The organism is Clavibacter sp. GW821-FHT01D01 (assembly GCF_059422605.1).
In genome coordinates this window covers 61,051-85,716 of record NZ_JBWKXC010000009.1, presented here as the reverse complement: position 1 = coordinate 85,716, position 24,666 = coordinate 61,051, and the positions used below count along the sequence as shown (strand labels likewise).

Annotated in this window: 29 protein-coding genes; 16 read left to right on the top strand and 13 right to left on the bottom strand. The window is 75.6% G+C overall.

Annotation, left to right across the window (positions count from 1 at the left end):
* The gene (locus AC07VC_RS12650) at positions 1–204 is read right to left on the bottom strand and encodes a hypothetical protein (protein WP_317231029.1); all 204 of its coding nucleotides are present in this window, start codon (positions 202–204) and stop codon (positions 1–3) included.
* 313 nt (positions 205–517) lie between these two features.
* Here AC07VC_RS12650 and AC07VC_RS12645 point away from each other — a divergent pair, with 313 nt between their 5' ends.
* The 5 genes from AC07VC_RS12645 (at position 518) to AC07VC_RS12625 (ending at position 5,720) form a co-directional block, all read left to right on the top strand.
* Complete coding sequence (locus AC07VC_RS12645; protein ID WP_494675167.1) at positions 518–1,768, top strand: AraC family transcriptional regulator; 1,251 nt, start codon at positions 518–520, stop codon at positions 1,766–1,768.
* A 30-nt stretch (positions 1,769–1,798) separates the two neighbouring features.
* The gene (locus tag AC07VC_RS12640; RefSeq protein ID WP_494675166.1) at positions 1,799–2,200 is read left to right on the top strand and encodes a hypothetical protein; all 402 of its coding nucleotides are present in this window, start codon (positions 1,799–1,801) and stop codon (positions 2,198–2,200) included.
* An 87-nt stretch (positions 2,201–2,287) separates the two neighbouring features.
* On the top strand, positions 2,288–2,959 hold the full coding sequence (locus AC07VC_RS12635; protein ID WP_494675165.1) for a TetR/AcrR family transcriptional regulator: 672 nt from the start codon (positions 2,288–2,290) through the stop codon (positions 2,957–2,959).
* Positions 2,956–3,618 (top strand): hypothetical protein, encoded by a 663-nt coding sequence (locus tag AC07VC_RS12630; RefSeq protein WP_494675164.1) that lies wholly within the window; start codon positions 2,956–2,958, stop codon positions 3,616–3,618. The genes AC07VC_RS12635 and AC07VC_RS12630 overlap by 4 nt, the downstream gene beginning before the upstream one ends.
* Positions 3,615–5,720, top strand: a complete 2,106-nt coding sequence (locus tag AC07VC_RS12625) for a YhgE/Pip family protein (protein WP_494675163.1) — start codon at positions 3,615–3,617, stop codon at positions 5,718–5,720. Before AC07VC_RS12630 ends, AC07VC_RS12625 begins: the two co-directional genes overlap by 4 nt.
* A 31-nt stretch (positions 5,721–5,751) precedes the next feature.
* Here AC07VC_RS12625 and AC07VC_RS12620 read toward each other — a convergent pair whose 3' ends face one another.
* Complete coding sequence (locus tag AC07VC_RS12620; RefSeq protein ID WP_494675162.1) at positions 5,752–6,021, bottom strand: hypothetical protein; 270 nt, start codon at positions 6,019–6,021, stop codon at positions 5,752–5,754.
* Positions 6,018–6,623, bottom strand: coding sequence for an HD domain-containing protein (locus AC07VC_RS12615; RefSeq protein ID WP_494675161.1), 606 nt, complete (start codon positions 6,621–6,623; stop codon positions 6,018–6,020). The genes AC07VC_RS12620 and AC07VC_RS12615 overlap by 4 nt, the downstream gene beginning before the upstream one ends.
* Before the next feature lie 72 nt (positions 6,624–6,695).
* Here AC07VC_RS12615 and AC07VC_RS12610 point away from each other — a divergent pair, with 72 nt between their 5' ends.
* Complete coding sequence (locus AC07VC_RS12610) at positions 6,696–7,007, top strand: hypothetical protein (protein WP_494675160.1); 312 nt, start codon at positions 6,696–6,698, stop codon at positions 7,005–7,007.
* Between the two features lie 74 nt (positions 7,008–7,081).
* Here AC07VC_RS12610 and AC07VC_RS12605 read toward each other — a convergent pair whose 3' ends face one another.
* On the bottom strand, positions 7,082–7,771 hold the full coding sequence (locus AC07VC_RS12605; protein ID WP_494675159.1) for a hypothetical protein: 690 nt from the start codon (positions 7,769–7,771) through the stop codon (positions 7,082–7,084).
* A 122-nt stretch (positions 7,772–7,893) separates the two neighbouring features.
* Between AC07VC_RS12605 and AC07VC_RS12600 the strand changes: the two genes are divergently transcribed.
* On the top strand, positions 7,894–9,849 hold the full coding sequence (locus tag AC07VC_RS12600) for a LamG-like jellyroll fold domain-containing protein (RefSeq protein WP_494675158.1): 1,956 nt from the start codon (positions 7,894–7,896) through the stop codon (positions 9,847–9,849).
* 17 nt (positions 9,850–9,866) lie between these two features.
* Here the strand turns inward: AC07VC_RS12600 and AC07VC_RS12595 are convergent, their stop codons facing one another.
* The 3 genes from AC07VC_RS12595 to fdxA all read right to left on the bottom strand — a co-directional run bounded on the left by AC07VC_RS12595 (position 9,867) and on the right by fdxA (position 11,467).
* Entirely contained in the window at positions 9,867–10,406 is a 540-nt protein-coding gene (locus AC07VC_RS12595; RefSeq protein ID WP_494675157.1) for a DUF8462 domain-containing protein, read from the bottom strand.
* A 243-nt stretch (positions 10,407–10,649) separates the two neighbouring features.
* The gene (locus AC07VC_RS12590) at positions 10,650–11,144 is read right to left on the bottom strand and encodes a flavin reductase family protein (protein WP_494675156.1); all 495 of its coding nucleotides are present in this window, start codon (positions 11,142–11,144) and stop codon (positions 10,650–10,652) included.
* On the bottom strand, positions 11,141–11,467 hold the full coding sequence (gene fdxA, locus AC07VC_RS12585) for a ferredoxin (protein ID WP_494675155.1): 327 nt from the start codon (positions 11,465–11,467) through the stop codon (positions 11,141–11,143). The genes AC07VC_RS12590 and fdxA overlap by 4 nt, the downstream gene beginning before the upstream one ends.
* Before the next feature lie 106 nt (positions 11,468–11,573).
* Between fdxA and soxR the strand changes: the two genes are divergently transcribed.
* On the top strand, positions 11,574–12,044 hold the full coding sequence (gene soxR / locus AC07VC_RS12580) for a redox-sensitive transcriptional activator SoxR (RefSeq protein WP_317230875.1): 471 nt from the start codon (positions 11,574–11,576) through the stop codon (positions 12,042–12,044).
* Positions 12,045–12,085: 41 nt separating this feature from the next.
* Here soxR and AC07VC_RS12575 read toward each other — a convergent pair whose 3' ends face one another.
* Both AC07VC_RS12575 and AC07VC_RS12570 read right to left on the bottom strand, forming a co-directional pair.
* Positions 12,086–12,643 (bottom strand): hypothetical protein, encoded by a 558-nt coding sequence (locus AC07VC_RS12575; protein WP_317230874.1) that lies wholly within the window; start codon positions 12,641–12,643, stop codon positions 12,086–12,088.
* 9 nt (positions 12,644–12,652) lie between these two features.
* Positions 12,653–13,801 (bottom strand): zinc-dependent alcohol dehydrogenase, encoded by a 1,149-nt coding sequence (locus AC07VC_RS12570; protein WP_494675154.1) that lies wholly within the window; start codon positions 13,799–13,801, stop codon positions 12,653–12,655.
* 254 nt (positions 13,802–14,055) lie between these two features.
* On the opposite strand from AC07VC_RS12570, the gene AC07VC_RS12565 reads away from it, so the two are divergent.
* Positions 14,056–14,733, top strand: a complete 678-nt coding sequence (locus AC07VC_RS12565) for an NADPH-dependent F420 reductase (RefSeq protein ID WP_494675153.1) — start codon at positions 14,056–14,058, stop codon at positions 14,731–14,733.
* The gene (locus AC07VC_RS12560) at positions 14,730–15,866 is read left to right on the top strand and encodes an NAD(P)-binding domain-containing protein (protein WP_494675152.1); all 1,137 of its coding nucleotides are present in this window, start codon (positions 14,730–14,732) and stop codon (positions 15,864–15,866) included. The genes AC07VC_RS12565 and AC07VC_RS12560 overlap by 4 nt, the downstream gene beginning before the upstream one ends.
* Before the next feature lie 88 nt (positions 15,867–15,954).
* Here the strand turns inward: AC07VC_RS12560 and AC07VC_RS12555 are convergent, their stop codons facing one another.
* Positions 15,955–17,373, bottom strand: coding sequence for a carboxylesterase family protein (locus AC07VC_RS12555; RefSeq protein WP_494675151.1), 1,419 nt, complete (start codon positions 17,371–17,373; stop codon positions 15,955–15,957).
* A 152-nt stretch (positions 17,374–17,525) separates the two neighbouring features.
* Here AC07VC_RS12555 and AC07VC_RS12550 point away from each other — a divergent pair, with 152 nt between their 5' ends.
* Positions 17,526–18,572, top strand: coding sequence for an NAD(P)-dependent alcohol dehydrogenase (locus AC07VC_RS12550; protein ID WP_494675150.1), 1,047 nt, complete (start codon positions 17,526–17,528; stop codon positions 18,570–18,572).
* An 87-nt stretch (positions 18,573–18,659) separates the two neighbouring features.
* Here the strand turns inward: AC07VC_RS12550 and AC07VC_RS12545 are convergent, their stop codons facing one another.
* On the bottom strand, positions 18,660–19,187 hold the full coding sequence (locus tag AC07VC_RS12545) for a lipocalin-like domain-containing protein (RefSeq protein ID WP_494675149.1): 528 nt from the start codon (positions 19,185–19,187) through the stop codon (positions 18,660–18,662).
* 92 nt (positions 19,188–19,279) lie between these two features.
* The gene (locus AC07VC_RS12540; RefSeq protein WP_494675148.1) at positions 19,280–19,942 is read right to left on the bottom strand and encodes a cyclophilin-like fold protein; all 663 of its coding nucleotides are present in this window, start codon (positions 19,940–19,942) and stop codon (positions 19,280–19,282) included.
* Between the two features lie 134 nt (positions 19,943–20,076).
* Between AC07VC_RS12540 and AC07VC_RS12535 the strand changes: the two genes are divergently transcribed.
* The 5 genes from AC07VC_RS12535 (at position 20,077) to AC07VC_RS12515 (ending at position 24,063) form a co-directional block, all read left to right on the top strand.
* On the top strand, positions 20,077–20,955 hold the full coding sequence (locus AC07VC_RS12535) for a helix-turn-helix transcriptional regulator (protein ID WP_494675147.1): 879 nt from the start codon (positions 20,077–20,079) through the stop codon (positions 20,953–20,955).
* Positions 20,956–21,068: 113 nt separating this feature from the next.
* A complete protein-coding gene (locus AC07VC_RS12530; RefSeq protein WP_494675146.1) occupies positions 21,069–22,277 on the top strand; it encodes an MFS transporter in 1,209 nt (402 codons plus the stop codon).
* Between the two features lie 58 nt (positions 22,278–22,335).
* Positions 22,336–22,986, top strand: coding sequence for a histidine phosphatase family protein (locus AC07VC_RS12525; protein WP_494675145.1), 651 nt, complete (start codon positions 22,336–22,338; stop codon positions 22,984–22,986).
* Positions 22,987–23,123: 137 nt separating this feature from the next.
* Positions 23,124–23,708: a hypothetical protein gene (locus tag AC07VC_RS12520; RefSeq protein ID WP_317230473.1), complete on the top strand. Its 585-nt coding sequence runs from the start codon at positions 23,124–23,126 to the stop codon at positions 23,706–23,708.
* Positions 23,701–24,063: a transcriptional regulator gene (locus AC07VC_RS12515; RefSeq protein ID WP_494675144.1), complete on the top strand. Its 363-nt coding sequence runs from the start codon at positions 23,701–23,703 to the stop codon at positions 24,061–24,063. Before AC07VC_RS12520 ends, AC07VC_RS12515 begins: the two co-directional genes overlap by 8 nt.
* A gap of 19 nt (positions 24,064–24,082) precedes the next feature.
* Here AC07VC_RS12515 and AC07VC_RS12510 read toward each other — a convergent pair whose 3' ends face one another.
* Positions 24,083–24,523: a VOC family protein gene (locus tag AC07VC_RS12510; RefSeq protein ID WP_494675143.1), complete on the bottom strand. Its 441-nt coding sequence runs from the start codon at positions 24,521–24,523 to the stop codon at positions 24,083–24,085.
* Positions 24,524–24,666 lie beyond the last annotated feature (143 nt).

Genomic DNA, 24,666 nt, shown 5'->3' with positions numbered 1-24,666 from the left:
TCAGCTGAAGGGGTCGCGCCGCTTCGCCGCGAGGTGGCGCCGCCAGTAGAACGCCGCCGCGCCGCCGAGGCCCGCCGCCAGCACGAGGGCCACGACGCCCACGATGCCGAGGCCGCCCCCGGTCTGCGCGGTGACGACGCCGAGCGCCACCATCACGAGGCACGAGCGCAGCAGGATGAAGGCCAGGGACCGGTCGCTCGTCATGCGGCGCCTCTCGGGTGATCGGGTGCGCGCGGGCGGTGCGCGGGGACGAGCCTAGGCGCCCCGGCCGTGCGGATCCGGTGCGCGCCCGGCACGTCGCCCGGGCGCCCGCCGCACGCGCGGTGGCCGGGCGACGCAAGCGATCGGGGGACGCCGTTTCGCTCAGTGGATATCCGCTGAGCGACGACCCGCTCTCCCGCGGGGCCGCGCCGAAGCACCCGCAGCCCCGGGGATCCCCGGAGGCGCCCTGCCGCGGGACCACCATGCATGATGAGCGGGAGGGCGGAGACGATCGACGCCGGAGACCGCAGGGACCATGACGACAACGCTGACCCCCATCGGAACGAGGGATCCCTCGCGCCGACCGCGCACGCCGCACGCCGACACCGCCGCGTCCGACGCCGCATCCCTCGTGGATCCGACCGTCGCCGGCACCGCCTCCCTCGGCACCGGGCCGCTCTCGGTCGTCGCCGCCGCCGGCACGGCGATCCTGGGGATGGACGCGGACGACGCGCACCCGACCACGGCATCCGCGACGATCACCGCCCCGGCGGCCCCGGCCGCCCCGGCGGCCCCGGCCGACGCGCTCGCGGCCCCCGACGCCGCGCCGTCCGACGCCCCGGTCGAGCCCTTCCTCCGCGCGGTCATGGCGGGGTCCGACATCGACGAGGCCACCGCGAGCTTCGGCGCCGTGCTCGAGGGGATCCGCTTCGCCCCCGACCGTCGCACCGGCACCTTCTCCTACCGCTACGCCATCCTCGGCGGCGACCGCGTCACCCTGCGCACCTCGCGCATCACGGGCACGCAGTGGGCCGAGAGCCCCCAGCGCCCGGAGCACGTCGTCACCTGGTTCCTCGAGGGCAGGATCACGGTCGACCGTGGATCGCGCTCCGTCTCCTCCCAGGGGCAGCTCCCCTTCCTCTTCCCCACCGGACGCCCGTTCCAGTACCAGGCGAGCGCCACCCGCCAGAACTGCGTGCACCTCGACGCGGGCTTCCTCGAGCAGACCGCGACGGAGTTCCACCACGGCCCGGCCCGCCCGCTCCTCTTCGAGCACCGCAGCGTTCCGAGCATCGAGACCGCGGCCGTGTGGCGCCGGGCCGTCGCCGCCGCGGCGCCCGTCATCACCGACCCCGACGCCTCCCCGCTGATGCGCCTCGAGGCCGACCTCTCCCTCGCCCGCGCGACGCTGCGCCTGTTCCCGTGGGACGACGTGGAGCTGCCCGACGAGCTCCGGGCGCCGCGCATGGCCCACATCCGCGTGGCCGTGGAGTACCTGCACCACAACGCGCACCTCCCCATCACGCCCGCCGAGGCCGCGGCCGCCGCCGGCATCTCCACGCGCGTGCTCCAGCTGGCGCTGCGCCGCCACCACGGCCAGACCCCCACCGAGTACCTCCGCGGGATCCGCCTGCGCCGGGTGCGCGCGCAGCTCCGGGACGCGACCCCCACCACCACGACGGTCCGCAGCGTCGCCGAGGAGTGGGGCTTCGCCCACCTCGGCCGGTTCGCCGCCTCCTACTCGCAGGCCTTCGGCGAGCTGCCCAGCGAGACGCTGCGGCGCTGATCGCGCGCTCCCGTCGCTAGGGTCGGCACGATGACCGAGGCGATGGAGCGGAGACGGGGACGGGGCGCGCTGATCGCGGTGCTCGTCGTCGTGGCCGTGGTCGCGGCCCTCTACCTCCTGCGGCTCGGCGCCCTGGCGGTCTCCGCCACCGAGGGCGACGTCCCGGCGGTGTCGGCCATCCCGCTCCCGGAGGGCAGCACGGTGGTCGAGCGCCGCGAGGAGTGCGCATCCGGCGGATGCTGGATGACCGTCTCGGTGCTCCCGCCCGCCGGCACCACCCCGGGCGAGCTCGCGGCCGAGCTGGGCGCGACGCCCCAGGCCCGCCTCCCCGGCATGCCGTGGGACCCGCGCACCGTCTCGCTCCGGGCCGAGGTCCGGGCGGAGCTCCTCGTGATCCAGGCCGACCTGTGGTCGCAGGAGGACGTGCCGTGACGCGCCCCGGCTGCGCGCCCGGGCACCGGCGCTGGGAGCGCGCTGCATAACTTGCACAGCGGTGTGCAGGATCACTAGCCTGGGTCCATGACCTCCCTCGCCTCCGCACGCGCGCCCCGCAAGGACGCCGCGAGCAACCGCCAGGCCCTCGTCGACGCGGCGGTCGTCGCGCTCGACCGCGACCCCGACGCCTCGCTCGAGACCATCGCCGCCGCCGCCGGCCTCAGCCGCCGCGCCGTCTACGGCCACTTCGCCACGCGCGACGACCTCGTCCGCGAGGTGCTGCAGCGCGGCGCCCGGCGCATCGTCGAGTCGCTGGCGGGCATCGCCCACCCCGACAGCCGCATCCACGTCGCGCTCATCGGCGCCCGCCTGTGGGCGGAGGTCGAGCAGGTGCGCGTCATGGCGCGGGTCGCCGTGCGCGGGCCCCTCGCCCGCGAGGTCGCCGCCGAGCTCGCGCCCCTGCGCGCCGAGCTGCAGCGCGTCGTCGAGCGCGGCATCGCCGCGGGCGAGCTGCGCGGCGACATCCCCGCCCCCACGCTCGCGCGGCTCGTCGAGGGCGGCGCGCTCGCCGTGCTCGACGAGGCCACCCGCAGCGACATCGGCCGCGCCGAGGGGCACGCCCTCGTGATCCTCACCTCGCTCGCCCTGTGCGGCCTCGACTGGCGCGCCGCCGGGGACCTCATCGCCGCCACCCCCGAGCTCCGCGAGGCCCCGCCGCGCGTCGCCGCCGTCCCCCGGATCGAGGCGGCCCGGTGATCGTCACCCTCACGGACGCCCGCGTCGGCGACGGCCCCGCGCCCGCCCTCCCCGCGATCTCGCTGTCCTACGGCGGCCCGGCCCCCGTGGTCGCGGTCGCCGAGACGGAGCTGCGGCCGACGGTGCTGTCGCTCGTCGCGTCGGGCCGCATGCGGATCGACGGCGGCACCCTCGCCCTCGACGAGGACGGATCCGCGGGCGTCGCCGCGCGCATCGCCGAGCGGGTCGCGCTCGTCGACACCCCGCGGATCAACGAGCCCGCCGACGACGTGACCCTCCGCGCGGTCGTCGCCGAGGAGCTCGCCCTCGCCGGCCACCGCTCCGGGCGGCACGAGGTGGGCGTCATCCTCGACGACCAGCAGCTCGCCGACCTCGCCCGGGCGCCGTTCTCCGCGGTCCCCGCGGTCGCCCGCATCCGCCTGCTCACGACGCTCGCGGCCTCCCGCGCCGGCGTCGAGGCCGTCGTCGTCACGTCGCCCGAGCGGCACGGCGGCGCGGTCGCCGAGTGGATGCGGGTCCTCCGCGACCTCGCCCGCTCCGGCACCGGCGTCCTCGTCGTCACGAGCGAGGCCGCCGCCGAGGCGATCGCCGCGCTGCCCGCGGACGACGCCCCCGACCCCTCCCCCACCCCCTCGATCGACGGAAGCCCGACCCGATGAGACTCCTCCCCCTGGTGCGCGCCGAGCTGACGCGCCTCACCGCCACCACCATGTCCAAGGTCGCGCTGGTCGCGCTCGTGCTGGTGCCCGTCCTCTACGGCGGCCTGTACCTCTGGGCGAACCAGGACCCCTACAGCAGCCTCGACGAGGTGCCCGCCGCGCTCGTCATGGCCGACCAGGGCACCACCGTCGACGGGGAGGCGGTCGACTACGGCACGGACGTCGCGTCGGACGTCCTCGACGACGCCTCCTTCGACTGGCACGAGGTCTCCTCCGCCGAGGCGCGCACGGGCCTCGAGGACGGCACCTACGACTTCACGCTGACGATCCCGGCCGGGTTCTCCGCCGCGCTCGCGTCGTCCTCCGGGACGGACCCCCAGCAGGCCCGCGTGATCATGGCCACCGACGACGCGAACAGCTACCTCGCCACGACCATCGCCCAGCAGGCCGGTGCGCGGATCACGAAGTCCGTCGCCGCGCGCGTCGGCACGGAGGCCGCGGGCAAGCTGCTGCTGGGCCTCGCCGACGTGCGCTCGAGCCTCGGCGACGCCGCGTCCGGCGCGCAGCAGCTCGTCGACGGCACCGCCAGCGCGCGCACGGGCGCCGACGGCCTGGCGGACGGGAACGCGCAGCTGGCCACGGGCGCCGACACCCTCTCCTCCGGCCTCGCGCAGCTCCGCACGGGCACCGCCCAGCTGCCCGCGCAGACGCAGCAGCTCGCCACCGGCGCCGACCAGGTCGCGAGCGGCGCGGACGCGCTCTCCTCCGGGGCGGCCGAGCTCTCCACGGGTGCCGCCGCGCTCACCCCGGGCGCGCAGCAGGTCGCCACCGGCGCCCGCCAGGTCGCCGACGGGAACGCGCGGATCGCGGCGCTCGGATCCACCGCCTCCGCCGGCGCCGACGACCTCGCCGCCGAGGTGCCCGCCATCCGCGCCGACATCGTCGCCCGCATGACGGCCGCGGGGATCCCGCAGGCCGAGATCGACCAGGCCCTCGCCCGGCTCGACGGGCTGGGGAAGGGCATCACGGACGCGGCCGCGAAGACGGACGGCCTGAGCGCCCAGCTGACGACCCTGGCCACGGGCAGCGAGCAGGTCGCCCAGGGCAGCGCCCAGGTGGCCGACGCCGCCGGGCAGCTGCAGAGCGGCTCCGCGACCCTCGCCCAGGGCGCGGGCACGCTCGCGACCGGCAGCCGCCAGGTCGCGGACGGCGCCGACGCGCTGGCCGGGGCGTCGCCCGCGCTCGCGTCGGGGATCGCGCAGGCCGCGGACGGTAGCGCGAGCCTCGCGACCGGCGCGCACTCCGCGTCCGACGGCGCGACGGACCTCGCCTCCGGCCTCGGCACCCTGCAGGACGGCGCGACGCGCCTCCGCGACGGCCTCGACTCGGGGCTCGACCGGATCCCCGCCTCCACCGACGCGCAGCGCAACGCGCAGGCCGACACCATCGGCGACCCGGTGGCGCTCCGCCAGGACGCCGTGACGAAGGCCGGCGTGTACGGCGCGGGGCTCGCGCCGTTCTTCATCAGCCTCGCCGCGTGGATCGGGATCTACGCGCTGTTCCTCATCGTCAAGCCGCTGTCCCGGCGCGCGATCACGGCCCGGAAGGCTCCTCTGCGGATCACGCTCGCGGGCTGGCTCACCCCGGCGCTCCTCGGGATCGTGCAGATGGCGGGCCTGTACGCGATCGTCGCGGGGGCGCTCGGCTTCCGCGTCGCGCACCCGCTCGCCATGTACGGGACGATGGCGCTCGCGTCGATCACGTTCGCGGCGATCATCCTCGCGCTCAACGTGCTGCTGGGGAGCGTCGGCCAGTTCCTCGGGCTCGTGCTCATGGTCGTGCAGCTCGTGACCGCCGGCGGCACGTTCCCCTGGCAGACCCTCCCGGCGCCGCTCGCCGCGCTGCACCACGTGCTGCCCATGAGCTACGCGGTGGATGCGCTCCGCCAGCTCATGTACGGCGGCGACCTCGGGGCGGCTGCTCGGGACGCGGGCGTGCTCGCGCTGTGGCTCGTCGGCGGGCTCGCGGTGGCGCTGGCCGGCGCCATCCGCATCACGTCGCACCGGACGCTGCGGGACCTCCGGCCGTCGCTGATCGGGTGATCGGCGGCGGGAGCGCGGCGGCGGCGTCGTCCTAGCGGTCGCCGCCGCGCCGCCCGACGCGCAGCCCCGCCCAGAACGCGAGGAGGACCAGCCCCGCGGCGAGCACCCCGGCGGCGACGAGCGTCCCGGTCGCGAGGATGTGGACGCCCGGGGTCGTGAAGGTCTCGCCCGACAGCGGTGCGTAGGCGAAGAACCCGAGCGACACGGGCTGCATGAGCGATCCGACGAGTGCGAGCACCCCGCCCACCACGGCGAACGCCGCGACGACGAGCAGCGCGGTCCTGCCGCGGGCGCCGCTCACGCGAGCCGCTCCAGCGGGTTCTCCGCGAGCTTCCGCTCGAGCCCGCCGTCGATCAGGCGGCGGGCGGCCGTGTCGGGCTTCCGCTCCGCCTGGTCGCGCACGCACGCGCCGAACTCCGCGGCGAGCGCGCCCCGCGGGTGGGCGGCGAGCACCTCCCGCAGATACTCCTCGGGCAGCGCGTCGGGGCGGGCGCCGGAGATGTCGAGGCCGGTGGCGACCTCGAGCAGGTGCCCCTCGACGTCGAGCTCCGGATCCACGGACGGCCAGTTGTGCCGCACGATCGCGTCGAGCACCCGCTGCCGGCGCGCGGCCGGCCAGCCGGCGCCCGCGGTGAGCGCGACGCCCACGTGGCCGCCGGCGTGCTCGTAGGAGATCGCGTGGGCGTCGAACGCCGTCACCGTGCCCATGTCGTGCAGCACTGCGGAGACGTAGAGGATCTCGTGGTCGACCCCCGTCAGCCCGTCGACGACCGCGAAGGCCTCCGCCCACAGCCACGAGCGGATCCCGTGGGCCGTGATCGCGGCGGACTGGTACTCGGTCGCGAGCTCGAGGGCGCCGCGGGCGGCGGCGGTGTCGGGCACGGGGAAGTCGGCGATGCGCATGGCCCATGCTGGCACGCGCGCTGCGCCGGATCCGCACCCGGACCGGCGCGCGTCCGTCCCTAGGCTGGGCGGATGGACCCCTCCCGCCGCGTCCGCGCCCTGCGCACCGCCGCGGTCGCGGCGCTCGTGGTCGCCGCGTGCGCGGTGCCCGTGGCGTTCCTGCCGCTGTGGGGATCCGCGGGCGGCCGCCTCGTGCCGCTGGCGCTCATCCCCGGAGGCGGAGGGGTCGCCGTCGCCCTCGCGGTGCGGCTGCTCACCGGAGCCGCCCGGCACGACGCGCGACCCGCGCGTGCGGACGTCGCGCTGCTCGTGCTCGGCGCCTCCGTGGCGCTCCTCGGGCTCCCCGCGCTGCTCGGGACCGTGGTGCTCGTCGCGGGGCCCTGAGCCGAGTCCGCCCACCGGGCCGCTCGCCGGACCTGTCGGTCGCCGGGCCGGCTGGTCACCGGGCCGGCCGGGCGCTAGGCCGGCCGCGGGCGCGTCACGAACGCGAGGCGGACGTGGGCGAGCTCGGCCCGCGCGACGACCGCGGTGAGGATCCGATCGCCGACGCGGGCGCCGACCGCGACGACGTCCGGGTCGTCCGCGAGCCGCAGTCCGTCGACGAGGACGCCGTCGACCTCGATGGACGCCGGCTCGAGGCCGTCGGGACCCGGTGGGGACGACACGACGGGCGGGAACGTCCCGTCCGTGCGCCCGGCGCGGAAGCCGTTCACCACGATGTGCGCGGCGTGGTCGAGCAGCGCCCCGGGGAGGACGGGCACGTGCACCCCCGCGTCGGCGGGGTGCACGGGCGTCGTGCGGACCGCCTCCCACAGCGTCGCCCAGCGCATCCGCTGCCGGACCTCCTCGAAGGCGGGCGGGAGCGGATGCGGCAGGGGCGCGTCGAGCGCCGCCGTCTCCGCCTCGGTGAGGGTCCCGCGGTTGCGGGGGTCGTCGCGGTCGGCCGGCTCCCGCCACAGCGTGTACACGAGGCTCGCCTCCACGAGCACCTCCGGGCGCCCGTCGGGGATCTGCGTGCCGGCGCTCACGCCCCACTCCTCGACGGACGGCTGCGGGGCGAAGGTGAGGAGGTCGACGCCGAACCGCGCGGTGACGCCGTCCGCGGTCGGCAGCTCGGGGAAGTCGAAGGGCTCGTCGTGGATCCGCATCGTCCCAGGGTGGCGGGTCGACGTCGCCCACGGCAACGGCTGGCGCCCGGCGGCGGGGCTGCCGCCCGCCGTCCACGCCCCGGAACCCGCGCGTTCACCCGCCGCCCCTACCGTCGTCCTCCGTGACCACGGACCCGAACACCACGCCCCGCTCCGAGCCGTCCCGATCGGCCCCGTCCCGATCGGCACCGTCCCGTTCGGCGCTGTCCCGCCGGGGGTTCCTCATCACGGGCGGTGCCGCCGGCGCGCTCGGCGTCGCCGGGCTCGGCGGTGCGCTCCCCGCGACCGCCGCGGATGCGGTCGCCGCCGCTGCTCCCACCGCCGCGAAGGCGCCGCCCGCCCAGCAGGGACCCGGCGCGCGCTGGAAGCCCGACACGGCGTCGCCGCGCTTCACGATCGCCGTGCTGCCCGACACGCAGTACCTGTTCGACGGCGCCGCGATCCACCCGGAGCCGCTCGAGGCCTCGCTGCGGTACGTGCTCGCGGAGCGCGACCGGCACAACATCGTCTTCCTCGCGCACCTCGGCGACGTGACCCAGAACGGCGCCGCCGCGGAGGTCCAGGCCGCGAGCGCGCAGTTCACGCTCCTCGACCGCGCGGGCGCGGCCTACAGCGTGCTCGCGGGCAACCACGACGTGCCGGGCGACAGCGACGACCAGCGCGGCCGCACGCCGTACCTCGACGCGTTCGGCCCGAAGCGCTTCGCGAAGTCGCCGAGCTTCCGCGGATCCAGCCCCGACGGCTACAACACGTTCCACACCTTCACGGCGGGCGGCCGCGACTGGCTGGTCCTCGCCCTCGACTGGCGCACCAGCGCCCGCGGCGTGGAGTGGGCGCGCGGCGTGCTCGCGGCGCATCCGACGCTGCCGGTGATCCTCACGGCGCACGCCGTCGTCGACTCGCGGCCCGACGGATCCGCCGCCCTCGACGACCACGGCCAGGGCCTCTGGGACTCCTTCATCGCGGACCACGACCAGGTCTTCCTCACGCTCAACGGCCACTACTGGAAGCCCGGCCGCACGACGCTGGCGAACCGCGCCGGCCACGACGTGCACCTGCACCTCGTCAACTACCAGGACCGCTACTACGGCGGCGCCGCGATGATCCGGCTGTACCACGTGGACCTCGAGCGGGACGCGATCGACGTCGAGACCCTCTCGCCCTTCATCCTGGGCGGCGGCCTCGGCACCGGCAACGAGCTGGCGGACGAGGAGGCGCGCCTCTCCGGCGACGTCGACCGCTTCACCGTGTCCGTCGACTTCGCGCGGCGCTTCGCCGGCTTCGCGCCGGTCCCCGCACGGGCACCCCGCCCCGCCGCGGAGATGCTGGTGCCCGGCACGGTCGCGTACTGGCGCTTCGACGGGCAGCCGGACGGATCCGCGCTCGGCCCCGCCACCCGCATTCCGGACGCCTCCGGCCACGGCAACGACCTGGTGGTCGCGGACCGGGCGGGCGCCGCCCCCGGATCGCTCCGCTTCTCGGCGGAGCACCACGACGACTCGCCGAGCGCCGGCAGCCTCACGCTCACGGGCGGCAAGGCCTCGGGCGACCACCTGCGCACCGTCGACGGCGCACCCCTCGACGCGGCGACCTTCCGCCAGGGCTACACGTTCGAGGCCTACCTGCGGATCCCGGAGGGCTACGGCGGTGGGGACGCGTGGAGCTCCATCGTCTCCCAGTCGGCGTCCGCGAGGGACGCCGGCAAGGCGGCCGCCTCGGGGGACCCGGACGAGCCCGCCGTGGTCCTCACCGTCTCCGGCAGCCGCGAGATGCAGTGGTGCGTCTACCCGACCAGCCAGGACGGATCCCTCACGAGCTGGTCGCACGAGCTGCCGGCGGCGACGTGGTGGCACGTCGCCGTGGTGAACGACAGCCAGCACACGACCATGTACGTCGACGGGAACCCGGTCGTGCGGAACCCCACGACGCCGAACCGCGGGCTCGCCTCGGCCGGCAGGTCGTGGCTCGTGGGCGCCAACCACTACGGAGGCCGGCTCGACCACGTGTTCCCCGGCTCCATCGGCGACATCCGCATCGTGGAGCGCGCGCTGGAGCCCTCGGAGTTCATGAACGCCTGACGCGAGGGCGACCGGGGTCAGGAGGGCTGTCGATCGATGAACGCAGCAATCCACGGCACGGTGAAGGCGATCCGTCCATGCTCGGGTGCGTAGATGATGCCCTTGTCGGTCAGGTTCTGGCGGATCTCGCTGAGGCGTTGCGTGGTGCGGTCGAGTCGGCGTGCGACGTCGGCGGTCGTGGATCCGGTGTCGCCGTCGGCAGCCATGGCGCGGAGGTATTCCTTCTCCAGGGGTGTGGCCCGGTCCCAGCGGGTGCGAGAGAAGCCGTCGTCGAGGTGGCGGAGGGCGACTCCGGCGCAGTTCTGTGCGTCGTCCCGGGAGATCGGCGATGACGCGGCCTCGAGCCAGGCTTCCGAGCCGTATTCCTGGAGGAAGTAGGGATACCCGCCGGTGAGCGTGACCACGAGGTCGATGGCGTCGTCGGTCCATGCGACACCTTCGTCGGCAGCGGGCACCGTGAGTGCAGAGGCGGCGGCTTCGGGTTCGAGTTCGCGGATGTGCCGGTACGGGAAGAGGCGCTCGGAGTAGGACGTGGCGCGAGTGCGGGGGGCGGGCACCGGCGCCGGGCGCCTAGGGGTCCGTTGTGCCGTCCATGGTCGATCTCCCCTCGTCTCCCTGCGTCTGTCGGATCTCGACAGACACGGGGATGCATCGACAGATCCTCGCTCGACCGTCGTCGCTCGGGCACGACCGGCGGCGATCCACTCCGCGATGCCTGCCCGAGAGCCAGGGAGGCCGGGCGGCCGGGCGGCCGGGACGGCCGGCTTCGAGGATGAGCTCGCCGGGGCGACCGCCTGGGCCTACAGCTCCGGGTGGTCGTCCTCGAGCAGGTGGAAGCGGCGGTCGCGGTAGACGAGCGGCGGGGCGGGCTCGCCGAGGATGACGTCGAGGACCTCGGCGACGACCAGCACGGATCCGCCCACGGGCACGGTCTGCAGGGTGCGGCAGCGGAGGGCGGCGCGGGCGTCGGCGAGCAGCGGCTCACCGGTCGGGAGCTCCTGGAACCCCTGCTCGGCGGTGAAGCGCGGCGAGCCGGAGACCGCGAAGGCCCGGGCGAGGGCCGCGTGCTGCCCGCCGAGCAGGTGCACGAGGTAGGTGTCGGCCTCGAGGATCGCGCCCGCGGATCCCGTGGCGCGCGTCACGGAGAAGGAGAGCGCCGGCGGGTCCACCGAGAGCGAGGCGACGCTCGACGCGGTGAGGCCGGAGGGCCCGTCCGAGGTGCGCGCCGTGATGAGCGCGACGCCGGCCGGGTGCCCGCGGAAGGCCGCCTTGAAGAGGTCGGGAACCGCGCTCACGCGTGCTCGCCCTGGGGCGGGAGGGCGGCGATGACCGGGTGGTCGGTCGGGACGACGCCGATCTTGGTGGCGCCGCCGGGCGAGCCCATCTCGGCGAAGAACTCGACGTTGGCGGTGTAGTAGTCCGACCACTTGTCCGGGAGGTCGTCCTCGTAGTAGATCGCCTCGACCGGGCACACCGGCTCGCAGGCGCCGCAGTCCACGCACTCGTCGGGGTGGATGTAGAGGGACCGCTCGCCCTCGTAGATGCAGTCCACCGGGCACTCGTCGATGCAGGCGCGGTCCTTGACGTCGACGCAGGGCAGGGCGATCACGTAGGTCACAGGGCGTCCTCGCGGGTGGGGGCCGACGCGGCGGCGGAGGTGGGGATGCGCATGGTCTCCAGGTTAGAACCTCACGTACCCTTGAGGTCAATCGAGGGGAGACGTCGTGGCGGATGCGCAGGCGGGGCCGCGGCACGCGCCCGGCGAGCTCCTCACGGTCGGCGAGATGAGCCGCCGTACCGGGGTGGCCGCGTCCGCCCTCCGCTTCTACGAGGACCTCGGCCTCATCGCCGCCGAGCGCACCGCCGGCAACCAGCGCCGGTACGCCCGGCACATGCTGCGCCGGGTGTCGCTGATCACGGTGGCCAAGCGGCTCGGGATCCCGCTCGCCGACGTGCAGGCCACCTTCGACGACGTGCCGCTCGACCGCCCGCCGAGCCACGCCGACTGGCAGCGCGCGTCGCGCCGGTGGAAGCGCCTGCTCGAGGAGCGGCGGCGGAGCATCGAGCGGCTGGAGCGCGAGCTCACGGGCTGCATCGGCTGCGGATGCCTGTCGATGAAGGCGTGCGGCCTGCTCAACCCCGACGACGCGCTCGCCGACCGCGGCGCGGGGCCCGTCCGGGTGCAGGGCGGCTGATCACGCCGCACACGGCACGCGGCACGCGGCACGCGGGAGGATCAGCGGCGCTTCCGCCGCGCCACGAGCAGGAGCGCGACCGCCGCGATGGGCCACGCGCCGACGATCACCGGATCCATCCACATGTGCTTCATGTCGGCCCGCCCGCGTCCGACCCGCGACGACACGGGGTGGTGCCGCGGCTCGCTCAGCACGCCCGTCTCGGTGAGCGGGTCGTCCGGGTGCCCGGTCACGAGCGACCCGAGGTGCGCGCCCGCCGCGTCCACGCGGTCGCCGAGCATGAGCAGCAGCCAGTGCACCGAGCGGCCCTCGCTGAACCTGGCGTAGGCGACGCGCTTGATGGCGCCCGAGACGCCGTGCAGCGGCGCGACGGTGCCGAACACGGGCGGCATCTCCGTGTGCTCGATGGAGCGCTCGCGCGGTATGCGCTGCTCCTGCGCCTCCGGCATGTCCCAGTGGGCGCCGGACACGAGATCCGTGCGTTCGCGCGGGAACGCGGGCCGGTCGGCGGGGTCGAGGTCGGTGCCCCAGCCGGGGATGCGCGCCCGGAGCGCGTCGGCGTCGATCGGGCGGTGGTGGTCGCTCGCGCGGTACGGCATCGTCGGCTCCTAGTCCTCGTCGAACGTGATGACGGTCTTGATGCAGTCGTCGAGCTTCGCGGAGAACGTGTGGTACCCCTCCGCGATGTGCTCGAGCGGGATCCGGTGGGTCACGATGTCGCGCGGCGTGATGTGCCCGGCGCGGATGTGCTCGAAGAGCCGCGGCCACTGGCGCTTCACGGGCGCCTGGTTCATGCGCATCGTGATGCCCTTGTTCACGGCGTCGCCGAACTTGATGGCGGCGGGGACGGGCCCGTAGGCGCCCAGCACGCTGACGGTGCCGCCCTTGCGGACGCCGTCGATCGCCCAGTTCAGCGCCACGGGGGATCCGCCCTGCACCTTGACCTTCGTGCCGGTGATCTGGTGCAGCGCGTGCCCGTCCGCCTCCGCCCCGACGGCGTCGATGACGACGTTGGCACCGAGCCCTCCGGTCACGCGCTTGAGCTCCAGCACGGTGTCGTCCACCGCCGAGAAGTCGAGGGTCTCGGCGTGCGCGAACGACTCGGCCTTCCGCAGCCGGTAGTCGAGCTGGTCGACGACGATCACGCGGCCGGCGCCCATGAACCACGCCGACAGCGCGGCGTACAGGCCGACGGGACCGGCGCCCAGCACGGCGACCGTGTCGCCCTCGGCGATGTCGCCGATCTGCGCGCCGAAGTACCCGGTGCTGAGCGCGTCGGTCATGAGGAGCGCGTCCTCGTCGTGGATGTCGTCGGGGATCAGCTGGGGCCCGACGTCGGCGAACGGCACGCGCACGTACTCCGCCTGGCCGCCGTCGTAGCCGCCCGTGGTGTGCGAGTAGCCGTAGATGCCGCCGACGGCCGTCGCGTTCGGGTTCACGTTGTGGCAGTTCGAGTAGAGGCCGCGGGCGCAGAAGAAGCACGACCCACAGTAGATGTTGAACGGCACCATCACGCGGTCGCCGACCGACAGGCTCTCCACCGAGGAGCCGACCTCGTGGACGACGCCGATGAACTCGTGGCCGAAGGTGGTGCCGACCCGCGTGTCCGGGAGGAGCCCGTGGTACAGGTGCAGGTCGGAGCCGCAGATCGCGGCCCGGGTGACCCGCACGATCGCGTCGTTCGGATGCTCGATCCGGGGGATGTCCTTCTCCTCGACGCGGATCCTGTACGGCCCGCGGTACACCATCGCCTGCATGTCGCTCCATCCGGTCGGTCCGTCCAGCACACTCCGGCCGCCGGGCGCTGCCTACCCCTTGACACTGGCGGCGGCGCCGGTCAGCTGCGCGTCGGCCCGCCGGGCGGAGCGCCGGACCGGGAGTTGACATGTCCACCACATCGGCGGATAGTTGACGTGTCAACACAGAGGAGCACGAGCATGCAGCACCCCGCGACCGGCATCGACACCGGAACCGACACCCCCTCCGCCGTCGCCCGCGAGGCGGTGGCCGCGTGAGCGCCGCGACGCCCGCCACCGTCGGGATCCTCGGCGCCGGCAAGGTCGGCACCGTGCTCGCGCGCCGCGCCGTCGCCGCGGGTCACCCGGTGCTCATCTCCGGCTCCGGCGACCCCGCGCGCATCGAGCTCATCGTCGACGTGCTCGCTCCCGGCGCCGTCGCCACCACCTCCGCCGACGCCGCGGCCCGCGCCGACGTCGTGATCCTCGCCCTCCCCCTCGGCAAGCTGGCGAGCGTCCCGGCCGCCGAGCTCGCGGGCCGGCTGGTGGTCGACGCCATGAACTACTGGTGGGAGGTCGACGGGCACCGCGACGACCTGGCCGACCCCGTCTCCTCCACGAGCGAGCTCGTCGCGGACCACCTGCCCGACTCCACCGTCGTCAAGGCGTTCAACCACATGGGGTACCACGACCTCGACGAGGGACCGCGTCCGACCGGCGCGCCCGGGCGGAAGGGCATCGCGCTCGCGGGCGACGACCCCGCCGCGCGCGCCGCCGTCGCGGCCCTGGTGGACGCGTTCGGGTTCGACCCGGTCGACATCGGACCCCTCGCCGCCGGCCGCGTGCTCGAGCCCGGGCACCCGCTGTTCGGGGCGAACGTGGACGCGGACGAGATCCGCCGCGTGGTCGCGACCGCGCCGCTCGACGCGGACGCGTCCCGCCCGGCCGCGTGAGCGACCCGGGCGCCGGACCCTTCCCCGGGGCCGCCGTCACCGTCATCGGCGGCGGCCAGGCGGGGCTGTCCGCCGCCCACCACCTGCGGCTGCGCGGCTTCGCGTCCGCGCTCGAGGACCCCGGCGCCCGGCGCTCCTTCGCCGTGGTCGACGCGAACCCGCGGCCCGGCGGCGCGTGGCAGCACCGCTGGGAGTCGCTGCGCATGGCGACCGTCAACGGCATCTTCGGCCTCCCCGGCATGCCCGTCCCGCCCGTCGACCCGACGGAGCCGAGCCGCACCGCCGTGCCGCGGTACTTCGCCGACTACGAGCGGGAGGAGGGCCTGCCGCTGCTGCGCCCCGTGCGCGTGCTCTCGGTGGCGCCCGTGGACGCGGATCCGCGCGGCGACCTGCGGGTGACGTCGACGGCCGGGTCCTGGCGCACCGCCGCCGTCGTGAACGCGACCGGCACCTGGGACGCGCCCGTCGTCCCGGACATCCCGGGGCGCGACGGATTCCGGGGGCTCCAGCTGCACACGCGCGACTACGTGGACGCCCGCGCGTTCGCCGGCATGCGCGTCGCCGTGGTGGGCGGCGGGATCTCGGCCGTCCAGCTCCTCGAGGAGATCAGCCGGGTGACGGACACCCTCTGGTACACGCGCCGCGAGCCCGTCTTCCTCGACCACGAGTTCCGCCCCGGCGAGGACGGCGTCGACGTCGAGCGCCGCGTCGCCGCGGACGCCGCCGCGGGACGGCCGCCGCGCAGCGTGGTCTCGTACACGGGCCTCGGCTGGACCGGCTACGCGCGGGCAGCGCGCGACCGCGGCGTCCTCGTCCGCCGGCCCCTGTTCCACGCCGTCGGCGCGCGGCACGTCGTCGAGGCGGACGGGTCGTCGACCAGCGTCGACGCGATCCTGTGGGCCACCGGGTTCCGCGCCTCCCTCGCGCACCTCGAGGGGCTCGACCTGCGCGGACCGCTCGGCGGGATCCCGCTGGTGGGCACGCGCGCGGCCCGGGAGCCCCGCGTGCACCTCGTGGGCTACGGCCCGTCGCAGTCGACGGTGGGCGCGAACCGGGCGGGACGCGCCGCGGTGCGCGAGCTCGCGCGGGACCTCGCCGACCCGGCCGCGGCCCCGGTGCCCGTGCGGGCCTGACGCGCGGGCGGCGTCGCGCAGCGCCGATCGGCGCCGATCCGCACCGCGCGGTACCGCGCGGGTCCCTCGCCCGGTGCCGTCGACCGGATCAGCCGGGGTCGGCGGATCTCGACCGCCGCCCGCCGCGGTCGAACCGCATCCCGCAGGCGCGCGCGTCGACGTCGGCGGCGACCCCGCCCGTGCGCGCGAACTCCGCCCACACGCGCCGTACCGCGCGACCGCGCTCCGCGACCTCCGGCCAGGCGGCGGTCCCCACGAGGTCCATCGACGTCCACGCCTCCCGCGTGCCGAGGACCAGCGGCACGTCCGAGGTGTGGCCGGCGCCGATGGGGCTCGACGCGGGCGCCGCCCGCAGCACGTACCGCACGGCCCGCCCGCCCGCGGCCCGGTGCCGTGCGGCGAACGCGGTCACGGGCCGCGTGTAGACGAGGCGGGTCGTCGGCCGGACGACCGCGCGCATCAGCACGGCCCGGAGCGCCCGGCCGACGACGGGCAGGCGCAGCAGCGGCGCGATCACGGGGAGCGCCGGGAGGTACATGGCGGTCTCGTCGCGCGTGGTGCCGATGAGGAGGTCCACGTCGGGCGCGACCGCGGCCCACGCCGCCTCCCGGTCGGCCTCGGCGGGCAGCGGCGCATGGCCGTAGCGCGGCCCCCAGGGCAGTCCCGCGCGGATCCCCGACGCCCACGACGCCCGCTCGGCCCGCGCCTGCCGGCGCATCACGTCCGAGAGCGGGGCGTCGGCGGCGAGCGTGCGCGTGGCGCGCGCCATCGCCCGGAACATGCGCTCGCGCCCGGCCGTGATCCCCACCGGCGGGCTCTGCACGATCGCCCGGCGGAAGAGCCCGCGCGCGCCGTCGCTGATCATGAGGTGCAGGATCGCGTCGCCGCCCGCCGACTGCCCCATCGCCGTGACCTGCCCCGGGTCGCCGCCGAACGCGGCGATGGAGTCGCGGACCCAGCGGAGCGCCTCGAGCTGGTCGAGGAGCCCGAGGTTCGCGGGCGGGCCGTCGTGCGGGCGGCGTCCCCCGGATCCCCCTCCGCCGAATCCGAGGAGCCCCAGCCGCGCCGTCACGGCCACGACGATCACGCGCTGCTCCACCACGAGCGCGCGCGGGTCGTGGATGGCCAGGTCGCCCGCCCCCGTCGTGTACCCGCCGCCGTGGAACCACACGATCACGGGCAGCGTCTCACCGGGCCGCAGGTCGGCGGGCAGGGTGATCGACAGGCGCTGGCAGTCCTCGGAGCGCGCGACGCCCGCGAGCGCCCCGCGCATGAGCGTGTCGAGGATGCGCGAGGACGGCTGCGGGCACGCCGGCGCCGGCCGCACGGCCGCGAGCACGAGTGCCTCGCCGTCGGATCCGCGAGCGGGCCGGGCGGGCACCGGCGGCTCGCCGCGCCCGGCCGTCGCGTAGGGGATACCCAGGTAGCGGATCACGTCGCCGTCCGCGCGGCCCGTGACCGGCCCCGATCGCGTCGCCGTCGGGCCGAGGGAGGAGGGCGCGGGCATCCCGCCACGCTATCCGCCCGAGCCCGGGTCGGCGCCGTCGGTCCGGGTGGGGCCTCGGGCAGGCGTACCGTCGAGGGGTACCGCATCCGAAGAGGGCGCGGCCGGATCGACCCGATCCTCCCCCTCCCCCACCGGACAGCTCAAGGAGAACCATGCGCACCGTCAACGCCTACGCGGCCACGTCCGCCACCGATCCCCTCACCAAGACCACCATCGAGCGCCGCGACGTCGGCCCGAAGGACGTCTCCATCGACATCGCCTACTCGGGCGTCTGCCACTCCGACATCCACACCGTCCGCGGCGAGTGGGGCCCCATCCAGTACCCGCAGGTCGTCGGCCACGAGATCGTCGGCCGCGTCACCGAGGTCGGGTCCGACGTCACCAAGCACCGGGTCGGCGACCTCGTCGGCGTCGGCTGCATGGTCAACTCCTGCAAGGAGTGCGAGCAGTGCACGGCCGGCCAGGAGCAGTACTGCCTGAAGGGCAACATCCAGACGTACGGCGGCACCGACCCGGCCGACGGCACCATCACGCAGGGCGGCTACTCCGAGGCCGTCGTGGTCGACGAGGACTTCGTGCTCCGCGTCCCCGAGTCCCTCGACGTCGAGAAGGTCGCCCCGCTGCTCTGCGCCGGCATCACCACCTACTCGCCGCTGCGCCACTGGAACGCGGGCCCCGGCACCAAGGTCGCCGTCGTCGGCATGGGCGGGCTCGGCCACATGGCCGTGAAGATCGCGCACGCCATGGGCGCCGAGGTCACCGTCCTCTCGCAGACGCTCTCCAAGAAGGAGGACGGCCTCCGCCTCGGCGCCGACCGCTACTTCGCCACCAGCGACGAGTCGACCTTCGAGGAGCTCGCCAGCTCCTTCGACCTCATCATCAACACGGTCTCCGCGAAGCTCGACATGTCGAAGTACATCGGCCTGCTCGCGATCGACGGCACGCTGGTGAACGTCGGCGCCCCGTCGGAGCCGCTCGAGATCCCCGCCTTCGCGCTCATCCCCGCGCGCCGCAGCTGGGCCGGCTCCATGATCGGCGGCATCGCCGAGACGCAGGAGATGCTCGACTTCTGCGCCGAGCACGGCATCGTGCCGGAGACCGAGCTCATCTCGGCCGACCAGGTCAACGAGGCCTACGACCGCGTCCTCAAGTCGGACGTGCGCTACCGCTTCGTCATCGACGCGAAGACGTTCGCGTAACCACCTCGCGCGTCACGCGCGCGGAAGGGCGGCAGTTCAACTGCCCGGGGCCGGCCACGCCGATCCCGGGCGGGTCCGCCCCCGGGATCAGCCCTGCCGCCGGTAGGTGGCCCGGAACCCCTCTGAGGGGTCGGTGGGCGTCAGCACCAGCGTGTCGCCGGTGACCGCGAAGTCCCGCGCGAGCGTCTGGCCGACGAGGGCCGGGGCGAGGGCGGAGTCGACCTCGACCGTGAGGGAGTCGTCGTCGACGGACGTGACGGTTCCGGAGAAGGCCTCGTAGCCGCCCACCGTGTACGGACCGTCGGGCGCGGCGGCGTCGGGGTTCCGGGCCTGGACCGACATCGTGCCCGCGTCGGTGAACACGACCTGGCCGGAGTAGGGGACGGGGGCGAGGTCGCCCGCGGTGCCGACCTCGAGGCGGGTCATCTCCCAGGCACCCGCGAGAGCGCTGAGCGGCGCGGTGCCGGTCGCGGATCCGCTCGGCGTTGCTTCGGCGGACGGCGCGGTGCCCGGGGCCTGTGGCGGGGTGGAGCACCCCGCCAGCGCCAGGGCGGCGCCGAGGGCCAGGGTCGCGGCGGCGGTCCGGAGGTGGGGGGTGGTGTCGGCGGTGCGCATGCGGGGCCTCTCGTGGGGTGGTCCGGCCGGGGATCCGGTCGCGGGGGTGGGGGATGCGGACGGGGAGGAGCGCGGGTGCGAGCCGCGAGGGCTCACTCGACGACCTCGATGGTCACGTCGGCGTCGTCGAACGCCGCCAGCTGCGCAGGCGTCGCGTCGTAGCGGCCCAGGTGGATGGTCTCCGCGGCGAAGCCGATGCCCGCGGCATCGTAGTAGAAGCCGAGGTTCCCCCAGGGAGAGAAGTAGATGAGGTCGCCGTCCTCGGGGTCGGATCCGGGCGACCCCTCGACCGCGAGCCCGGGCTCGGGGTACGCGATCTTCTCCCGCCCCGCGAACTCCGCGAAGCGCAGCGTCGTGGGCAGTCGGCCGACGAGGTCGCGCGAGGTGGGGTTGTCCTCGCCGAGCGTCACGTCGACCACCTGCCCGCCGCCCGTGAAGCGGATCACCGTGCCGACGACGGGCCGCTCGGCCGCGTCGCGGTCCGCGGCGATCGCCTCCGGGGTGCCCGCCGCGGCGGGGCTGGCCGGCGCGGACGGCGACGCGGACGCGGCGGCGGAGGCCGATGACGACCTCGCTCCCCCCGCCCCGCCCGCGGGCGCCCCGGCGCAGCCGGCGAGGAGCGCGGCGAGGACGACCCCCAGCGGCAGAGCGGCCCCCATCGAGAGGAGGAGCCGCGCCCGCGTCGCGGGCAGGGGCATCGGCGAGGGCACCGGCCGGGGCGCGGACGCGGCGGGGGATGTGACGCTCGGTCGCATGCGGGGCTCCTGACTGCCGGCGGGTCCCGGTCGCCTCCCACTCCATCCGCTGCGCCCCGCACGAGGAAGGCCCTGCCCAGACGGGTCACGGCAGAGCCTGTCTCCGGCCGGGCGACGCCCGTAGCGTGGAGGGCATGGACAACCGAGCCGATGCACGCGAGTTCCTCTCGACGCGCCGCGCACGGCTCACGCCGGAGGCGGTGGGCATCGTGGCCGGCGGCCGCCGACGGGTCCCCGGCCTCCGCCGCGACGAGGTCGCGGTCCTCGCCGGCGTGAGCGTCGACTACTACACGCGCCTGGAGCGCGGGAACCTCGCCGGGGTGTCCGAGGGCGTGCTCGACGCGATAGCCCGAGCGCTCGAGATGGACCAGGCCGAGCGCGACCACCTGCACGACCTCGCCCGCGCGGCGGGGCCCGTCCCCCGCCGCACGCCGACGGGCGCGACGGCGCGGTTCCCGTCGCCGCCCGTCCAGCGCATGCTCGAGGCGATGGTCGGCGCGCCCGCGATGATCACGAACACGCGCATGGACCTCGTCGCCGCCAACCGCCTCGGCTACGCCCTCTACTCCGACATGCTCCAGGGGTCCGTGCGCCCGGCCAACCACTCCCGATTCATCTTCCTCGACCCGCGGGCCCACGACCTCTACCCGGACTGGGAGCGCGCGGCGAACGTGAACGTGGCGATCCTCCGCCGCGACGCGGGACGCGATCCCCACGACGCCGGCATCGCCGCGCTCGTCGGCGAGCTGTCCATCCGCAGCGACGAGTTCCGCTCCCGCTGGGCCGCCCACGACGTCCGCCGCCACTACACGGGCGCGAAGGAGTTCCGGCACCGCGCGGTCGGGATCCTCGAGCTCGACTTCCAGGCCATGGAGCTGCAGGACGCCCCCGGCCACACGATGACCGTCTACACCGCGGCGGCCGGATCCGCGACCGACGAGGGCCTGCGCCTGCTCGCCACGTGGGCGGCGACGGAGGACGTCGTGTCCCGCGCCGCCGACGCCGTGACCTGATCCCGACCACCGCACCGACGGGCGCCGCGGGCTCGCCTGCCCCTCCGCCCCCACCCCGTCCGCTCCCGCGCCGCCCCCGAGGGCTCCGCGCCGCGCTGCCCGAGAGGCCACCCATGACGTCCCCCACCGCCCCGGTCCGCGGCGCCGCGCCCGCGCCCGCCGCGCCGATCCGCCGGCTGCCGCTCGTCTCGCTCGTCGTCCTCGCGACGACGGGGTTCATCCTGGTCGCGATGGAGACGATGCCCGCCGGCCTCCTCCCCGTCATGGCCGGCGGCCTCGGCACCGACGAGGGCAGCGTCGGGCTCCTCATCAGCGCCTACGCGCTCGGCACGGTCATCGTCACCGTGCCGGCCATCACCCTGACGCGCGGCATGCGCCGTCGGCCGCTCCTGGCCGTCGCCCTCGTGGGCCTCGTCCTGGCGAACGCGGTCACCGCCCTGTCCCCCGGCATCGGCGTCGCGCTCGCCTCCCGGTTCGTCGCCGGCGCGTTCTCCGGCACCATCTGGGGGATGCTCGCCGCCTACGGGCGCCGCATCAGCCCGCCCGACCGGGCGGGCCTCTCCCTCGCGATCGTCTCGGCCGGCGCACCGGTCGGGTTCGCCTTCGGCACGCCGCTCGGGGCCTTCCTCGGCACGGCCCTCGACTGGCGCTGGTCCTTCGCGGGGCTCAGCCTCCTCGGCGTCGTGGTCCTCGCCCTGGTCCTCACCGTCGTGCCGGACGCGCCCGCGGTCCCCGCCACGGTGCGCCTGCCGCTCCGCCGCGTCATCCGCGTCCCCGGCATCGCGATGATCCTCGCCGTCATCGCCGCGTGGATGGTCGCCCACAACACCCTTTACACCTACATCGCGCCGTACCTCCGCGCGGGCGGCTCCGGCCTGGGCGCCGATGTGACGCTCCTCGTCTACGGGGTCGCGTCCATCGGCGGCATCGTCCTCACCGGCGCGCTCCTCGACCGGCACCCGCGCCCGGTCGTGCACGGCAGCGTCGCCGTCTTCGTCCTCGCGGGCGTGGTCCTCCTGGTGGGCGGCGCCTCCGCCCCCGCGGTGCTCGCGGCGGCCGTGCTGTGGGGCCTCGCCTTCGGCGGCTCGTCGGCGCAGATGCAGGCGGCGCTGACGACCGCGGGCGGCGACGACGCGGACGTCGCGAACTCGTTCCTCCCCGTGGCCTTCAACGTCGCGATCTTCGCCGCCGGCATCCTCGGCGCGGGCCTCCTCTCCCGGACGGACGCGCTCGTGCTGCCCGGCGTGATGGTCGGCTTCGGCGTCGTGGCCCTCCTCCTCACGCTCCGCGGGCGCCGCGACGCGTTCCCCGTCCGGTTCTGACGCCCGGGCGCCACGCCGCCCCCCGAGGCGCGCGGCGCCTCCCGGTAGCGTCGGGGTCATGCGCCTGATCCTGATCCGCCACGGCCAGACGAGCTCGAACGTCGCCGGCCTCCTCGACACCCGCATCCCCGGCCCCGGGCTCACCGAGCTCGGCCGCACCCAGGCGTCGCTGCTGCCGGGTGCGCTCCAGGGCGAGGACATCGGCCGGATCCACGTCTCCACCATGCGGCGCACGCACGAGACGGCCGCGCCGCTCGCGCGGGCGCTCGGCCTCACGCCGGTCGAGAGCGCGGGCATCCGCGAGATCTCCTCCGGCGACCTCGAGATGCGCGGCGACCGGGCGGCCGTCACGGAGTACGTCGAGACGATGGTCCGGTGGGTCGACGGCGAGCACGACCTGCGCCTGGCGGGCGGCGAGACGGGGCGCGGGTTCGCGGCCCGGTTCGACGCCGTCGTCGCCGAGGCGGAGGCCTCGGGACACGGCACGGTCGCGCTCGTCAGCCACGGCGCCGCCATCCGCTCGTGGACGGGCCTCCGCGCGCACGGCGTCGACGCGGCCGTCGTCGCCGACCACCCGCTCGAGAACACGGGCGTCGTCGTCCTCGTCGGATCGGGGACGGACTGGGAGCTCGAGTCCTGGGAGGGCGAGCCCGCGGCGGGCGCGGGAGCGGACGCCCCGTCCGGGCCGGCGGGCGAGCCCGCGCCCTAGCCGGCGCGCCGCCTCCGCGCGTCCCTGCGGCCGCGAGCCGCGCGCCGCGGTCACGGCCCTCGACCGCCCTCCCCCATTGCGCTCTGCATCGCAGAGTGAGAGGCTCTGCACCACAGAGCGACCGATGGAGGAGCACCATGACGACGCGCACGATCGACCTCCACGCGCGCGTGCACGCCCTGCGGCGCGTGTCCTCGATCCCCCTCATCGTCGTCGGCTCGGCCGTGGCGCTGGTCGCGCTCCTCGTCGGCAGCGCGCTGCCCGTCGCCGGCCCGGTGTCCGGATCCGTGGTCACGGTCCTCGCGGCGGTCGCCCTCTGGCTGGCCCTGCGGGTCGTCTCCGCCCGCCAGGGCCTCGGCATGGGCAGGGAGCGCATCGGCGTCGTGGTGCTCGTCGCGTGCGCCGCGGCGACCCTCCTCATCGTCCCGTTCCTGCTCGGACCCGCGTTCCTCCTCGGCGTGCTGCTGTTCGCGGTCGGGTGGCGCCTGGAGGACCGTCGGCAGTGGATCACCGGCGCGGTCGTCGCGGTCGTCGCCATCCCCCTCAGCCGTCCGCTCCTCGAGGACGCCATCGCGCCCTACGGCCGGTTCGTCACCGGCGACCCGCTCATCCGCGCGTCGGCGGACGACGTCGTGCTCCTGATCATCGGGTTCGCGGTGCTCGGCATGGGGCTCCTCGCCTGGCGCCGGGAGGACCGGATCACGCGGGCGCCGCGTGCCTGACCCCGTCCCCGCGGAGGCGTCCGACCACGCGGCCTCCTTCCGATCGCTGGACGACGCCGTGCACCAGCGCACCCGCCTCGGGATCCTGACCGTGCTGCTGGAGGCCGGCGAGGCCGACTTCCGGTTCCTCAAGAGCGCGCTCGACCTCACCGACGGGAACCTGGGGCGGCACCTCGAGGTCCTGTCGAGCGCCGGCTACGTGACCACGCGCCGCGGCTACGACGGCCGCCGCAGCAAGGCCTGGGTCGCCCTCACCTCGCGCGGCGCCGACGCCCTGCGCATCGAGGCGGACGCGCTCCGCGCCATCGTCGCCCGGCTCGACGGCGGCCGCCCGCTCGCGGGCGGCGACGCGTGAGCCGCTCCGCGCGCCGCCCTCAGCCGATGCGCTCCGCGAGCGCCACCGTGATGCCCTCGGGGCCGCGCACGTAGGCCATCCGCCAGACGCCCTCGTGCTCGCCGATCCCGCCGATCAGCACGTAGCCGTCCGCGGCGAGCGCCGCGACGCGCGCCGCCAGCCCGTCGACCTCGAAGGCCACGCTGCGGATCCCGAGCTCGTTCGCGAGCGCGCGCGGCGACCCGGGCACCGCCTCGGGCCGTGCGAACGAGGACAGCTCCACCGCGGTGCCGCCCTCGGGCGTCCGCAGCATCGCGATCTCGGACCGGGCGTCCGGGATGCCCGTCACCGTGTCGATGAAGCCGCCCTCCACCACCGTGCGCCCCTCGACCTCCAGGCCGAGCGACACGAAGAAGGCGATCGCCCCCTCGAGGTCCCGGACCGTGATCCCCACGTGGTCGAACCGCACCGTTCGCGTCATCGTCGCCTCCTCCGGGCGGTCGCGGCCGCCTGGTCCGGAGCCTACGACCGGCTCGTCGCGCCGGGAAGCGCGCGGCCTCGCGGATCACCGCGCGGGCGCCCGGGTGCACCGCGGGCGCGGCGGCCCGGGAGGCGGCACTGGCG